At 65.6% G+C, this 15,014-nt stretch carries 12 protein-coding genes; 7 read left to right on the top strand and 5 right to left on the bottom strand.

Annotation, left to right across the window (positions count from 1 at the left end; translation table 11 throughout):
* Positions 1-131 precede the first annotated feature (131 nt).
* Positions 132-356, top strand: a complete 225-nt coding sequence (locus ACETPF_RS04535) for a type II toxin-antitoxin system Phd/YefM family antitoxin (RefSeq protein ID WP_373933112.1) — start codon at positions 132-134, stop codon at positions 354-356.
* On the top strand, positions 356-847 hold the full coding sequence (locus tag ACETPF_RS04530) for a PIN domain-containing protein (RefSeq protein WP_373933111.1): 492 nt from the start codon (positions 356-358) through the stop codon (positions 845-847). The genes ACETPF_RS04535 and ACETPF_RS04530 overlap by 1 nt, the downstream gene beginning before the upstream one ends.
* An 89-nt stretch (positions 848-936) precedes the next feature.
* Here the strand turns inward: ACETPF_RS04530 and ACETPF_RS04525 are convergent, their stop codons facing one another.
* Entirely contained in the window at positions 937-2,955 is a 2,019-nt protein-coding gene (locus ACETPF_RS04525; protein ID WP_373933110.1) for a TonB-dependent receptor, read from the bottom strand.
* A gap of 189 nt (positions 2,956-3,144) precedes the next feature.
* Between ACETPF_RS04525 and ACETPF_RS04520 the strand changes: the two genes are divergently transcribed.
* Genes ACETPF_RS04520 through ACETPF_RS04510 form a run of 3 tightly spaced genes read left to right on the top strand, consistent with a single transcriptional unit; the run spans position 3,145 to position 5,353 of the window.
* Positions 3,145-3,513, top strand: a complete 369-nt coding sequence (locus ACETPF_RS04520; protein ID WP_373933109.1) for a PilZ domain-containing protein — start codon at positions 3,145-3,147, stop codon at positions 3,511-3,513.
* Positions 3,514-3,570: 57 nt separating this feature from the next.
* Positions 3,571-4,956 (top strand): class II fumarate hydratase, encoded by a 1,386-nt coding sequence (fumC, locus tag ACETPF_RS04515; RefSeq protein WP_373933108.1) that lies wholly within the window; start codon positions 3,571-3,573, stop codon positions 4,954-4,956.
* Between the two features lie 49 nt (positions 4,957-5,005).
* Positions 5,006-5,353 (top strand): hypothetical protein, encoded by a 348-nt coding sequence (locus ACETPF_RS04510; RefSeq protein WP_373933107.1) that lies wholly within the window; start codon positions 5,006-5,008, stop codon positions 5,351-5,353.
* On the opposite strand, the gene ACETPF_RS04505 is transcribed toward ACETPF_RS04510, so the two are convergent.
* On the bottom strand, positions 5,350-5,922 hold the full coding sequence (locus ACETPF_RS04505) for a DUF2585 domain-containing protein (protein ID WP_373933106.1): 573 nt from the start codon (positions 5,920-5,922) through the stop codon (positions 5,350-5,352). The two genes, ACETPF_RS04510 and ACETPF_RS04505, sit on opposite strands and share 4 nt — an antisense overlap.
* A gap of 51 nt (positions 5,923-5,973) precedes the next feature.
* Between ACETPF_RS04505 and gmk the strand changes: the two genes are divergently transcribed.
* A complete protein-coding gene (gene gmk / locus ACETPF_RS04500) occupies positions 5,974-6,639 on the top strand; it encodes a guanylate kinase (RefSeq protein WP_373933105.1) in 666 nt (221 codons plus the stop codon).
* 658 nt (positions 6,640-7,297) lie between these two features.
* On the opposite strand, the gene rpoN is transcribed toward gmk, so the two are convergent.
* From rpoN to ACETPF_RS04485, 3 genes are all read right to left on the bottom strand, one after another.
* Positions 7,298-8,809, bottom strand: coding sequence for an RNA polymerase factor sigma-54 (gene rpoN / locus ACETPF_RS04495; protein ID WP_373933104.1), 1,512 nt, complete (start codon positions 8,807-8,809; stop codon positions 7,298-7,300).
* A 45-nt stretch (positions 8,810-8,854) separates the two neighbouring features.
* Positions 8,855-9,637, bottom strand: coding sequence for an LPS export ABC transporter ATP-binding protein (gene lptB, locus ACETPF_RS04490; protein ID WP_373933103.1), 783 nt, complete (start codon positions 9,635-9,637; stop codon positions 8,855-8,857).
* Positions 9,638-9,777: 140 nt separating this feature from the next.
* Positions 9,778-11,790, bottom strand: coding sequence for a tetratricopeptide repeat-containing sulfotransferase family protein (locus ACETPF_RS04485; RefSeq protein ID WP_373933102.1), 2,013 nt, complete (start codon positions 11,788-11,790; stop codon positions 9,778-9,780).
* Between the two features lie 378 nt (positions 11,791-12,168).
* Here ACETPF_RS04485 and ACETPF_RS04480 point away from each other — a divergent pair, with 378 nt between their 5' ends.
* Complete coding sequence (locus ACETPF_RS04480; protein WP_373933101.1) at positions 12,169-14,889, top strand: TonB-dependent receptor; 2,721 nt, start codon at positions 12,169-12,171, stop codon at positions 14,887-14,889.
* Positions 14,890-15,014 lie beyond the last annotated feature (125 nt).

Genomic DNA, 15,014 nt, shown 5'->3' with positions numbered 1-15,014 from the left:
GGAGCGCAATCGGAAAAATGCCGCCGGCGGCATTTTTCCGGCCGGCCTGCCCCATCTGTTGCATCCCCTCCACAATGTAGGTACGTACCTATAAGGTAGCGCAATCATTTCTGGTCCGGGAACGCCGTCCGATGAAGGTCATGACCAGCCGGGAGTTCAATCAGGACGTCAGCGCCGCCAAGCGAATCGCCCGCGCAGAGCCGCTCTTCGTCACCGATCGGGGGCGACCGACCCATGTGCTGATGAGCATTGACCAGTATCGCCGCCTCAGCGGAGAGGGCGACAATATCGTCGATCTGCTCGCCGCGCCGGAGGGCGATAGTGCGATTCAGCTGTACAACTCGCTGTTCACTTGATGTATCTGCTCGATACCCCGGTCCTGCTTCAGCTTCGCGCGGCCCGCGCCCCGGCGGGCGACAGGCGGATCGCCAGCTGGGCCGCGAGAGTGGCGCGCGACCGGCTCTTCATTTCGGCCCTGTCGCTGGCCGACCTTGGCGCGCTTTCCACCCGGATCGCGCGGCAGGACAAGGCGGCGGGCGCGACAATGCGGAGCTGGATCGGCCAGCAGCTCGTCCCGGCTTTCGAGGGGCATATCCTTCCGGTCGACGCCGCCGTCGCGATCCGGCGCGGCGAGATGCCGCTGGAGGACGATGCTCCCGCGCTGCTCGCGGCGACGGCGTCCGAGCACGGCCTGACTCTCGTCACGCTCGACCCCGCCGCCTACCGCCGCGCCCGCATCCGCCTGCTCGACCCGCGCGAGGGCGACGCGGCGGAAGCGCAGGACTGGCGTGCCGCCGCCCTCCAGAGCCGCCCCAAGGGCCTGCGCGGCCTTTTCATCCGGGGCTAAAGCAACGCGCTTCAAACCGGCATCACGCCTATTTCCGTTCGGCCCTTCGACAGGCTCAGGGCGAACGGGGCATATCCAAGCGCGATGATTTAACCGCCGAAGCTGACCCCGATCCAGAGCGTGCGCGGCGTGCCGAGGTCGATCGATCCGCCCGCATTGCGGGTGACGACATCCTCGTTGAACAGATTCTCGCCCCGCGCCACCAGCTTGATCCCATGCCCGATCGGCACCCGCGCCAGCGCGTCCAGCGTCAGCGCGTCGGGCAGCACGTCGCTTTGCAGATCGTCCTCGTATTGCGCCCCGACATAGCGCAAGGTCGTGGACAAGGTCGGCCCCTGCGCCGGGCTGTAGGCCAAGGTCGCGCTTGCCGCATGACGCGGCGTCTGCGCCGGGCGGAAGCCGTCGAACAGAGCGCCGGGCGCATCCACCTTGCTGCGGACATAGGCGTAGGAGGCGGACAGCCGCATATCGCCCAGCGCCGCCTCCGTCGTTACCTCCACCCCCTTGGCGACGATCGCGTCGACATTGCGCCGCTGCCGGGTCGTGGCGTTCAAGGTCACATTGGCGATGGCGTCGTCCAGCCGGTTGTAGAAGGCCGTGGCCGATAGCTTTACACCCGCTGCCGGCGTGAGATCGACGCCCGCTTCCGCGCCCTCGAGCCTCTCGGGGCTGAGCGCCGCGTTGGCCTGCGTCGTGATCGGGAACACCACGAAAGGCCGATACAGTTCATTGAGCGTCGGCAGGCGGAACCCGCTATAGGCCGCCGCGCGCAGCGCCACCGCATCTGCCGCCTGCATCAGCGCGCCGACCCGCCCGGAAAACTGCCAATCCGACCGATCAGCATAGCTGGAGTTCCTGGACAGCGCGCCCGTTGCCGCAGTGACTTCCTTATAGAACCCATCCCGGATCGACCAGCGATCCGCCCGCGCCCCGCCGGTCAGCACCAGCCGGCCGATCGTCCAGTCATCCTCCACGAACAGCCCGCTCGTCCATTGTTCGCCCCCGGCATGGCGCAGAAGGGTGCGCGGGTTCGCCGCGACCCCGGCATTATAGGCATCCTCATACATGTCGCCGGTGGCAAAGCGCGTATCGACCCCCAGCCGCAGCAGATGCCCCCCGCCCACCGGCGGCCGCAGCTCGATCTTGCCGCCGATCCCGGTCGAGGGCGTGTTGCGCTGGTCGAGCGACTTGCGGAACGGCGCGTTTGACGAAATCACGATGTTCGAGAAGTTGCGCGCCTGGACATAGGCCAGCGCATCAACCTGCCACGGCCCCCGCGCGACATAGCGGATACTCGCGTCCTGCCCCTGGCTCATGCTGTCCGCGCCACGGAACCGCAGCGTCCGCTGGTCCTCGAACAGGGTCGCGCGGAACTGAAGCTCCGATGAGGCCGACAGGGGAGCCACCGCGCGCAGATTGGCCGACCAGCCGTCATAGGCCGCCGGCACGGTCGCGGCCACGCGCTGCGACCTCGGCGTCGTCTGAAACCCGTCGCCTCGATCCCACCGGCCGGACAGCGACACATAGCCGCCGCCCAGATCCTGCGTCAGCCCGGCCGACAGCTCGGTCGCGTCGCGGCTGCCGTAGAAGGCGCTGGCCGACAGGTCCGGCAACTGGTCGCGCGTCGCGCTCGCCAGTTCGATCGTGCCCGCCACAGCGCCCGCGCCGAACGCGCCGATCCCGCCGCCGCGCGTCACCCGCACCACCGACAGCCGGTCAGGGACGAGAGCGCTGAAGGGGATATAGCCGAAGAAGGGATCGGCCACCGGTACGCCGTCCAGCAGCACCAAAGTCCGGCTCGACGCATTGCCGCCCAGCGCGCGCAGCGTCGCGCCCTGGTTGGAGGGGTTGGAGGAGCGGCTGTCCGACCGGCGGAACTGCTGAAAGCCCGCGACATCGCCCAGCACGCTTTCGATCCGCCCCGACGCGCTGTCCATCAGCCGGTCGCGCCCGATCGTCACCGATCCATAGGCCGGCGTCCCCGGCGGCAGCGGCAACCCCGCGCCGGTGACGATGATGGTGGCGCCATCGCTCGCCTCGTCGGGGGCTTGCGCCATCAGCGGGGTGGGCAGGGCCAGCATCAGCGCTGGCAGGCAATATGGTTTCATGGCGATCCCCTTTTGGCCGCTCCATCGGCACTTTGCGTCGTTATTGCAAATAGAAAGCTCCCGCTCTCCAACTTATGGTCGGTCCAGGAAATTTACCTTTTGTTAGGAGATGTCCGCGACAGTCGCCCATCGGCCGACGCACCTGACCCGTCCTGCGCCGGCCCCGGCATCTTAGTGGAGCATCCAGCCATGACAGGCGAAGAAATGGCGACCTTTTTCGACCGGCGGCGGCACGCCCGCTTCGTCACCGCCTTTGCCGCCGAAATGCAGGAGGGCGAAGATAGCCGCAGCGTCATCGTCGGCGACATATCGGCGGGCGGATGCCTGCTGGAACATTCGGCCGGCTTCGCCAAGGGCGCGCGCGTCCATCTGCGCGCCAAGGGGCTGGACATGCCCGCCCGCATCACCTGGGTGCGCGGCGACCTGTGCGGCATCTGCTTTGGCCATGTGGTCGATCCGCAGCAGGTGATCCGCGACAATGTGGTGAGCGCCCCGTCCCTGCGCGACCTGCTCGCCTCCGTGCCGCGCGCGCTCGCCGCCGTCGAAGTGCGCGACTGACATCGGCTTGGATTTCGCTGCCTTGCTCCTAAATATCCTCATGAAGGGAGCATTTGCATGGCCGCCACGCGCACTGAGACCGACAGCATCGGCGCGATAGAGGTTCCCGCCGACGCCTATTGGGGCGCGCAGACCCAGCGTAGCATCGAGAATTTCCCCTTCGGCGCGACAGAGCGGATGCCGATCGGCATCGTTCACGCGCTCGCCATCGTGAAGCAGGCGGCCGCCCGGGTGAACCGCAAGCATGGGCTGGACCCCGCCCTGGCCGACGCGATCGAGGCAGCGGCGGCGGAAGTCGCGGCCGGCCGGCATGACGACCAGTTCCCGCTGGTCATCTGGCAGACCGGCAGCGGCACCCAGTCGAACATGAACGTGAACGAGGTGATCGCCGGCCGCGCCAACGAACTGCTCGCCGGCACGCGCGGCGGCAAGAGCCCGGTCCATCCCAACGACCATGTCAATATGAGCCAGTCGTCCAACGACAGCTTCCCGACCGCCATGCATGTGGCCGCCGCGCTCGCTGCCACGCGCCAGCTTCTCCCCGCGCTGGAGCGGCTGGAGCACGCTCTGCTCGCCAAGGCGCAGGCATGGGGCCACATCGTCAAGATCGGCCGCACCCATCTCCAGGATGCGACCCCGCTGACGCTGGGCCAGGAATTTTCCGGCTATTATGCCCAGATCCGCCTCGCTCGCACCCGTGCCATGCCGCTGGTCGAACATGGCCTGTCGAAACTGGCGCAGGGCGGCACGGCGGTCGGCACCGGGCTCAACACCCCGCCGCGCTTCGCCGAGGACATCGCGGCGGAGATCGCGGCCATCACCCATTTCCCGTTCGAAACCGCGCCCAACAAGTTCGAGGCGCTGGCGAGTCATGACACGCTGGTCGACTTTTCCGGCCGCCTCAACAGCATCGCGGTGGCGCTGACCAAGATCGCCAACGATATCCGCCTGCTCGGCAGCGGGCCGCGTTCGGGGCTAGGCGAACTCGACCTGCCGGCGAACGAGCCGGGCAGCTCGATCATGCCGGGGAAGGTCAATCCGACCCAGTGCGAGATGCTGACCATGGTCGCGGCGCAGGTGATCGGCAACCATCAGGCGGTGACCGTCGGCGGGATGCAGGGCCATATGGAACTGAACGTCTTCAAGCCGCTGATCGGCGCGGCGGTGCTGCGGTCGATCCATCTGCTGAGCGTCGGGATGGAGAGCTTCGCCGAACGCTGCGTCGAGGGGCTGGTCGCGAACGAGGCGCGGATTGCCGAACTGGTCGATCGCTCGCTGATGCTGGTCACCGCGCTCGCGCCCGAAATCGGCTACGACAATGCCGCCGCCATCGCCAAGCACGCTCACAAGAAGGGGCTGACGCTCAAGGAAGCGGGGCTGGATCTGGGCCTAGTTGACGCGTCGACATTCGACCGGCTGGTGCGGCCGGAAAATATGGTCTGATCCAGATCAACATGGCGGAACCGGGGCGGCTGCGATACATTAACCCGGTATGAAGAAGCCAGCTGCCCCCCTCGTCACCGTTCGGCCGCCCAAGAAGGCCGGACTCCTTCGCAAGGTCGCCCGCCTGGGCGCTACCGTCGTCGCGGCGCGGGTCGCGGCGGGGACGGGCAAGAAGGGTGTCGTCGGCCTGATCGCCGGCGCGGGCGCCAAGCGGCTCATCATGCGCTATCCCGCTGGCGCGCTGTTCGTGACCGGGGCCTATATGGCGGGCAAGCTCTATGAGGCGAAGCGCGAGGCGGAACGCAAGAAGACGCAGAAGCTGCTGACCGACCAGAGCGCAGGCCAACCGGCCGACGCCATCCCGATCGACAGCGCCCGGCGCAAGGGCGCGGCCTAAAGCGCCGCCTGCCAGACGCGGATCGCCTCGATCGGCCATGTCAGCATCAGCACGTTGAGCGTCAGATTGTCGCGGATCACTGCCAGCGCGATCAGTTCCAGCGCCACCGCCAGGGCGATCGTCACCCGCGCCGGCGCGCGCGCCGCGAACAGGAACCCTGCCGTCATCATGCCGATGTCGCTCATGGAATTGACAATCGAATCGCCCGAATAGCCGAGCGCGATCGTCGCGGTCCGGTATCGGTCGATGATGATTGGCGAATTCTCCAATATCTCCCAGGCCGCCTCGACCGCGACCGCCGCTGCCAGCCGCATGCCCACCGGCTGCCGCCGCAGCAGCCAGTGCGCCGCCGCGTCAAAGAGGAAGCCGTGGATGATGTGGCTGAGGCTGTACCAGTCGGAGAGATGCTGGCTGTTGCCGCTGTCGAGCGCCCCATGCCATAGCTGCACATAGCCGCAGGTGCAGATCGGCGGGCGGTGCATCGCGAACAGGATCGCGCACGCGATCAGCGCGATCAGCCCCGCCAGCATGAAGCCTCGCCGGTTCCTCTGCCGCGCTCTCCTCGTCATGCGTTCCCTTCACCCCCTTGCAAAAGCGCGTGCCGCGCGGCACTAGCGGCCATGGCCGACCATCTTCCTGCCGAGACGCCCGATTTCAAGCGCCGGGGCGTGCTCTTCGTCCTTTCCTCGCCGTCGGGCGCGGGAAAGTCCACCATCGCCCGCAAGCTGCTCGCCGCCGAGCCGGACCTGTCCATGTCCGTGTCTGCCACCACCCGCCCGATGCGGCCGGGCGAGGTCGACGGCAAGGATTATCGCTTCGTCGATCTGGAAGAATTCCGCCGCATGGTCGCCGACCAGGAGTTCCTCGAATGGGCGCATGTCTTCGGCCAGCGCTACGGCACGCCCCGCGCGCCCGTTGAAGCGATGCTGAAATCGGGCAAGGACGTGCTGTTCGACATCGACTGGCAGGGCGCGCAGCAGCTGCACCAGATTGCCGGTGGCGACGTCGTCCGCATCTTCATCCTGCCCCCCTCGATGGAGGAACTGGAACGCCGCCTGCGCGGGCGCGCCACCGACAGCGACGCCGTGATAGACGCCCGCATGTCCCGCGCCGCCGGCGAGATCGCCCACTGGGACGGCTACGACTATGTCCTGTGCAACGTCGACGCCGACGCCTGCTTCGCCCGCGTCCAGACCATCCTCCACGCCGAACGCATGAAACGCAGCCGCCAGACGGGGTTGATCGGCTTTATCCGGAAGCTCAGCCGTTATAATCAGGAGGATTGAGGGAAATTAGATTTCAGCGTTGAACGAGCTTTTGCGGGCGTCCTTGTGTGAGGTCAGTCCTTCTGCAGGGCTTCGGCGAAGTTTTCAGGTCTAGGCGTAGCGGTGCGGATCCTTTGTGCGGCAGACATGAGTCCCTATAAAAGCATTAGACAAGGGCTTAAGGAAGCGGCGGCCTTTGCGAGAGGCCAATCCAGAGAAGCGCGTGTGCGTGTCGTCGCTAGTGCAGACGAGGATGCGCTAAGCCCCGAATCCCTCCAAGTCGCTCGTTCTGACCTCAAACGCCACAGCCTTGATTGAGCAAGAGGCTGATGACTTTCCTCGCTTGCGCTTGAGGCAAGAAAACTGTGTCCTGATGTCGTCTCTAGACCAGGTGTCATGTACCTTTTTCGCCAGAATTGCGCGCTTCAAGTCGAAGTGCCGTCGCCCACAAGTCGCGCAGTCAATGCGAAGGTTTTTTCCCCTTTTAATAGCCTCGTGAACCGACGAATCTGGACCCAAGGGACGCCATCCGATGTGGGCTCCTGATTGCTTGCGAGTATCGATTTTCATATGAGCCCTCAGAAACTGCAAATCTACTGCGGCCATAAAAACAGTAAGGAAAAATTCGCTTAAAGGGGTGTATTGCTGCGGTGATCGCTGCCGAAAATTGTCGATTTTTTCAAGCCGCCTTTCCCTTGAGCGCCTTCTGCCGCCGCCGCTGCACCGACGATCCGATCCCCATCGCCTCGCGATATTTGGCGACGGTGCGCCGGGCGATGTCCATGCCCTTGGCGCGGAGCAGGTCGACCAGCGTGTCGTCGGACAGGATCGCCTGCGGGTCTTCGCTCGCGATCAGCGCCTTGATGTGGCTCTTGACCGCCTCGGCCGAGACCGCGCCGTCGCCGTCCGCCGCCGCCACCCCGCTCGTAAAGAAATATTTGAGTTCGTAGAGGCCGCGCGGGCAGGAGAGATATTTGTTAGACGTGACGCGGCTGACCGTGCTTTCGTGCATCCCGATCGCGTCGGCGACGGCTTTGAGCGTCAGCGGCTTCAGATGCGCCACCCCGTCGCGGAAGAAGCCTTCCTGCTGTTTCAATATCTCGCTCGCGACCTTGATGATCGTCTTCTGCCGCTGGTCCAGCGCCTTGACCAGCCAGTTGGCGCTGGCGAGGCAGTCGGCCAGCCACGCCTTGGCGCTGCGATCCTGCGGCCCGCTCGACAGTTCGACATAATAGCTGCGGTTGATGAGAACGCGGGGCAGGGTGGCGCTGTTGATCTCGATCCCCCATCCCTCGCGCGTCCGCCGCACGAACAGGTCGGGAGTCACGGGCGCGGCGCGGTCTGACGCGAACTTGAGGCCCGGCTTGGGGTCATAGCCGCGCAGCTCGGCGATCATGTCGGCCATGTCCTCTTCGTCCACGCCGCAGATGCGCCGCAGCTGGGGCAGGGCGCCCTTCGCCAGCAGGTCGAGATTGGCGAGCAGACGCGCCATGCAGGGATCGTGGCGGTCGGCTTCCTTGGCTTGCAGCGCCAGGCATTCGGACAGCGACCGCGCGCCCACGCCCGTCGGATCGAAGCCGTGGACGACCCCCAGCACCCGCTCGACATCGAACAAAGGCACGCCCAGCGCATGGGCGGTCTGGAGCAGGTTCGCCTCCAGATATCCCGCCTCGTCGATCTGCCCGATCAGCTGGGTGGCGATCAGCAGGTCCATGCCGGACAAAGCAGCCCGCGCCTGGTCCATCAGATGTTCGTGCAGGCTGATGTCGGGCGCGGCGAAGCTGTCGAAATCCGGCGCGTCCTCGGCATAGCCGCCGCCCGCGCCCAGCATGTCCAGCCCGCCGCTCGCGCCCACGATCCGGTCGGCCGGGCCATCGTCGATGAAGATATCGGCGCCATGATCGACATCCAGCGGACCGTCCGCCGCGCCCAGCCCCTGCGCGATCAACTCGTCGCTGGCGCCCGTCTCGGCGGCGAGCGTCGGCCGTTCCTCGACCCGGTCGATGCCGTCGGCTTGGGGCGAAAATTCCTCGCCGCCGCTGTCGAGCAGCGGGTTCTTCTCCAGCTCGCCCGCGACGAACGCCTCAATCTCCAGATTGCTGAGCGCCAGCAGCTTGATCGCCTGCTGAAGCTGCGGCGTCATCACCAGCGACTGGCTCTGGCGCAGGTCGAGGCGAGGCCCGAGCGCCATCAGCGCGCTGTCCTCCGTCCGGCCAAGGCGCGCCCCGTCCGCATCCTACAACTGGAAATTCTCGCCCAGATACAGCCGGCGGACGTCGGCATTGGCGACCAATTCGGTGGGGCTGCCGGCGAACAGCACCTGGCCGCCATAGATGATGCAGGCGCGGTCCACGATCTCCAGAGTCTCGCGCACATTGTGGTCGGTGATGAGCACGCCGATGCCGCGCGTCTTGAGCTGCTTCACCAGATCGCGAATGTCGGCGATCGACAGCGGATCGATGCCGGCGAACGGCTCGTCCAGCAGCACGATCGACGGGTTTGCCGCCAGCGCGCGCGCGATCTCGCACCGCCGCCGCTCGCCGCCCGACAGCGCCATGGCGGCCGAATCGCGCAGCCGGGTAAGGCCGAACTCGGACAAAAGCTGCTCCAGCCGATCCGCGCGCGCCGTCTTGTCGGGCTCCGCCAGCTCCAGCACCGCGCCGATATTCTGCGCCACCGTCATGCCGCGAAAGATCGACGTTTCCTGCGGCAGGTAGCCAAGGCCAAGGATGGAGCGGCGATACATGGGCAGGTTGGTGATGTCCTGCCCGTCGAGCACGATGCGGCCATGATCGGGGCGCACCAGCCCCATGACCGAATAGAAGCAGGTCGTCTTGCCCGCGCCATTGGGGCCGAGCAGCCCGACCACTTCCCCCTTGCCCACCGTCAGCGACACGTCGGACAGGACGACGCGCTTGTCGTAGCTTTTGGCGATGGAGATGACCGACAGCCCGTCGCCCACTTCCTGCGGGATCTGCGGCCGGTGGCCGGTCCGGTCGGGGGTGATGAGGTCGTCCATCCGTCTGTCCTTATGGCCGCCGGGTTAAGCCCGCGTGAAATCGGCGCGCGCGCGCGGCGTTTGGCAAGCTTTGTGCATGGGAATGCCGGCGGGGCAAGGGGGAAAATGGCGGGGCGGGGCCGGCAGTCGCCAGGCCGGCGCTATTGCCAGTCGGTCAGCGCCGGGCCGAGCGCGGTTTCGAGCGGGCCAAGCCAGGGCGCGAAATGCCGCCACTGATCGAGGCCGCCGGTATAGATGGGCTGGCGCACCTGTTCGGAACTGGCGGTCCGCACCGCGCGCTTGGTTTCCCAGAAGGCGAGGCAGGCGGGCTCGAACGGCAGGCCGAGATGATCGAGCAGCTGCGCCACCTCGCCCGGCGTGTCGGCCACCATATGCTCGTAGATGACACGGTGGACCCGCCCCGGCATTGCCGCGTCAAAGGCGCGCATCGCCCCCACATAGTCGCGATAATAGACGCCGATGTCGGCAAGGTCGTAGCTGAATGCCTGCCCGCGCGCGAAATGCTGCTTCCAGCCCGAAAAGCAGCAGGCCATCGGGTGCCGCCGCGCGTCGATGATGCGGGCGTTGGGAAGGATCAGGTGGATGAGGCCGACATGCTGCCAGTTGTTGGGCATCTTGTCGATGAAGTGCGGCCGGTCGGTCTGGCGGTGGATGCGCGTGCGGTCGATATATTCCTCGCCCAGCCGCAGCCGGTCGGCGGGGGACAGAGCGGCCACCATGCGCTTGAAGTCGGCAAATTCGCCCTCGTCCACCCGCGCCTGAAGCCGGCTGGCGATGATCATCATTTCGGGCAGTTCCATCGTTCCTTCGACCAGGCTGTGGCTGGACAGGATCTGCTCGATAAGGGTGGAGCCGGAACGCGGCAGGCCGACGATGAAGATCGGGTCCGGGGCGGTGCAGCCGCCTGGACCCATGGCGGCGATGAAGGGCGCGGTGAAGGCCGCCGCGCCCGCCCTCACCTCGGCGGAAAAGGCGGCGGCGTCATGGCTCAGGAGCGCGCGGCGCAGCCGGTTGCCTTGCGCATAATGGTCAAACGCCCCCGCATGGTCGCCGGCATCCTCCAGCGCCTTGCCGAGCGAGAAATGGAGGTGGAATATGTCCTCCTGGCGCGTCCCGGCCTCAGCGCTCAGCGCTTCGAGCGCCTCCCGCATCGCGGCGATGTCGTCGGCGTCCAGCGTCACCGTCTTGAGGTTGGCGAGGCTCCACCAGGCTTCGCCCATCGTCGGCTGGTGAATCACCGCCTGGCGATAGGCGTGGATCGCGCCGGCCTGCTGGCCCAGGGTCTTGCGGGCATGGCCCAGATTCTGCCAGACCTGCGGATGGTCGGGCTTGTGCTTCAGCAGCGCCTCGTAAATGGCGCACGCGCCCGCCTGATCGCCCAGCCGTACTAGGATGGAGGCGCGCAGCAGTTCGTAGCCGGGATGCCGCAGCGGCGACCGCGCCAGCGTCTCGGCCTGCGCCAGCGCTTCGGGCAGGCGGTTGTTCTGAAGCAGCAGCCGGGCGAGGAAGTCGCGGGCGAGATCGAAGCCGGGAGCGAGCGCCACTGCCCGCTCGACCAGCGACAGCGCCTCGACCATGTCGCCCCGCCGCCATTGGACTTCGCCCAGCAGGCGGACGGCGGGCGGATCGTCCGGGCTTTGCGCAAGCCTGCCCTTGAGAAGCGCCTCCGCAGCGTCGAGCCGGCCTTCGTTCATCGCGGCCGCGGCGTCCAGCAGCACGGGATCGCGTGAGGCGGCGCGCACGCCCGAGAGGTCGGCGCGCCATCCGTCCATCTCCCGTCCCGCCCGGCGCAGTTCGCTGGCGAGCAGGAACCAGCCGGCTGCGACGGCCGGTTGCCGACGGGTAAGCTTTTCCAGCGCAGCGATGGCCTGCGCGGTCGCGCCCGCCTCGCTTGCCGCCTGCGCCAATTCCCACAGCACGGCGGGCACATGCACGTCGCTGCGGGCGAGCGCCGCCAAACGGGGCAGGGCTTGGCTGGTCCGGCCCATCCGCCGCAGCGCCTGGCAGGCGATGAGTTCGGCCGGGGCCAGCCGCCGCTGCCTGAGGATCGCCTCGGCCTGCGCCAGCGCGGCGTCGGGCGCGCTGTCGATCAGTCGCGCCGCTTGCGCCAGCGCTGCCTCGATCGTCGCGATGCCCTCTATCGATTGCGCCACGCTGCCGGTCCCTTTCGCACTGCACCATGATCGCCTTTTCGGCATGGTGCAATGGCCCCCGCCGGGGGGTGTGCAAATTACCTGTATGGCCCCTGTTGACTCTGGCTGTTCTTGCGACATTATCGAAGCTGGACGCGCGTCCAGTATGGCCGCGTATAAGGGGTAGACGCAGAATATCGGTCGTTGCCGCCGGGTCGGGCGGCGCTCTCGACGCATCCGTGCGGCGGGACGCGCCGGCTCGTGCGCTCGCACGGCATGGACCCGCAACATGCTGCTTTTGGGCATGGTGCGATGCGGCATAGACTGGCGGATGCAACCGCTTGGATAGTGGAGAGGAAGAAGGAGGTCCGGTTTAACCAAAGAGGGGGGTTTCATCATATGACAATCCAGTCTCGCCGCCGCGCGCAACGCTTGCGCCTGCTGGGCGTCACCACCATGCTGGCAGGGATCGCCGCGCCGAGCGTCGCGCTCGCGCAGGCGGCGGACCAGGCGCCGCCCGAGGAACAGGGGCTGGGCGAGATCATAGTCACCGCGACTCGCAGCGCGCAGAGCATCCAGAAAGTCCCGATCTCCATGCAGGCGCTGGGCGCCGAGACCCTGGCGGAGCGACAGGTCAAGGGGCTGAGCGACTTCGCGACCCTGCTCCCCTCGGTTTCGTTCGAGGGCATCGGGCCGGGCCGCAACACCGCCTTCTTCCGCGGCATCGTCCCGGCTGGCGGCGCTTATGCGTCGGTCGGCTATTATCTCGACGATATCCCTATCACCGGCACCGAGGTTCCCGACATCCATGCTTATGACCTCGAACGCATCGAGGCGCTGTCCGGTCCGCAGGGCACCCTCTATGGCGCGGGATCGCTCGCCGGCACCATCCGCCTGATCACCAACAAGCCGAAGTTGGGCGCTTTCGAATTCGGCTACGATGTCGAGGCCAACAAATATGGCAAGGGCGATTTCGGCGGTCAGATCGAATCCTACATCAACATCCCGCAGGGTGATACGCTGGCGTTGCGCGTCATGGGCTACTACCGGCGCGACGGCGGCTATATCGATAACAAGTTCAATAACGGGAAGCTGAACAACGGCGATCCTGCGGTCTATAATCTCGGCGATACCAATCCGCTGACCTTCTACAATCTGAGCAACGCCGATATTGCGAAGGACGATTATAACACCATCAAGGAATTCGGCGGCCGCATTCAGATTCTGTGGGAGCCGGTCGACGGCTGGCAGATCACCCCGCAATTCACCGGCCAGCGGCAGGTTTCCAACGGCTATTTCGGCTACGACCCCCGTGTCGGCGATCTTGAGGTTCATGATTATGACAAGACCCGGAACGACGATCGCTGGTTCCAGGCCGCCCTGTCCGTCCGCGGCCATATCGGCGATTTCGAGCTGGTCTCCGCGACCGGTTATTTCAAGCGCCGCACCAAGACGCTGAACGACTACACCTATTATACCGTCACCTATGACGGCTTTGGTGGCGGCTATGAAAGCTACCTGCAATTTTTCGACAATTGCACCGGATCGGGTGCGGCGCAGCAATGTTCGCTGATCGATCCGACCCAATATTATCATGCCGACTGGCACCGCAACAAGTTCACCCAGGAACTGCGGCTGACGACGCCGAAGGACTGGCCGTTCGACCTGACGATCGGTGGCTTTTACCAGCGTCAGAAGAATGAGAGCAACACCTACTATGCGATCAGGGGGCTGGACACGATCACCGGTTATACGCAAACGGGCGGCGGCGACGTTGCGGGCGGGCTGATCGGCGTGCCGGCGATGTTCGCGATCGATTATGACCAGGACGGCATCCCCGACACGGCGGACGACTCCGTTCCCTACTTTACGAACACGGTCATCAACCCGAACGGCAACCCGCTCGGCACCATGGTCTATGGCACGCCAGCGGTGAAGCAGGACGGTTTCTACATCGTCGAGCAGAACCAGCTCTATCACGACAAGGCGATATTCGCCGAAGGCCATTATGATATTACGCCGACGCTGAAGATCACGGGCGGCATCCGTTATTTCTGGACCGACTTTGCCGTGAAGGGCTTTGCCGGCGTGGCTGCCTCGGCTGCGAACCAGGTGACGTCCTACTATGTGCCCACCGGCACGATGGGTTGCCCGACGCCGCTGCCAGATGAGCGGCTTCAGTGCCTCAACACCAATTTCCGCGCCGCCGACCAGACCGGCCGCTACAAGGAAAAGGGCGAGACGCACAAGATCGCCCTCGACTGGCAGATCACGCCCGACAAGATGGTCTATGCCAACTATTCGACCGGCTTCCGCCCCGGCGGCTTCAACCGGCCGCTGCGTATCCGCGGCTTCGGGCCGGTGGATGTCGCGCCGTTCCAGTCGGAAACGCTCACCAACTACGAACTCGGAATGAAGACCACCTGGGGCGGCATCTTCCGCCTCAATGCCGCCGTTTATTTGGAGAAATGGGACAATATCCAATATGGCGTGGTCGTTTCCGGCGCGCAGGGCGCGGGAATGACCGGCAATGCGGGCAAGGCCGAGGTCAAGGGCGTGGAATATGACGCCGACCTGAAGCTCGGCAAATTCACCATTTCCAGCTCGGGCGCTTATAATGACGGCAAGTTGAAGGGCAATTTCTGCAACTTCGCCCTCGATAGAACGACGTCGACCATTTCACAGCTTGCCTCCTGCACCCTTGGCGAGGATGTGGCTGGATCCAGCCCGCCGACGCCGCAGGTTGCCGCAGCCAACGGCACCAGACTCCCGCGCCAGCCCAAGTTCAAGGGCACGACCTCGATCCGTTTCGACACGAGCCTGGGCGAACTCGACACCTTCCTTCAGGGTGCTGCCCTATATCAGACTGGCGCCACACAGGATTTGAACGTCGACAGCAACGCGCTGCTGGGCAACACGAAGGGGTTTGTGAGCTTCAACTTCTCGGGCGGCGTCAAAAAGGAAAATTGGAGCCTCAGTTTCTTCATCCAGAACGCCTTCGACAAGCGGGGGCAGTTGACGAAGAACACCTTCTGCTCGATCGACTTCTGTGCGGGATCGTCGCGTACCTTCACCATCCGGCCGCAATTCTTTGGCATGCGGTTCGGGCAGAAATTCTGACACGCTGTGCGCGCCGCCGGACCGACACGTCCGGCGGCGGCTGCACCAAAAGGCGGTTGGTGGCGCAAAGCCGCCACGCTACGCTGCTTTCCTATCGTCCGATTGTCCGGGCGTGGAGGAAAGCC

This window comes from Sphingobium agrisoli (genome assembly GCF_041877245.1).
Classification (GTDB): domain Bacteria; phylum Pseudomonadota; class Alphaproteobacteria; order Sphingomonadales; family Sphingomonadaceae; genus Sphingobium.
Note: the sequence above shows the minus strand (reverse complement) of the source record. Positions and strands in the feature narration are given on the sequence as shown.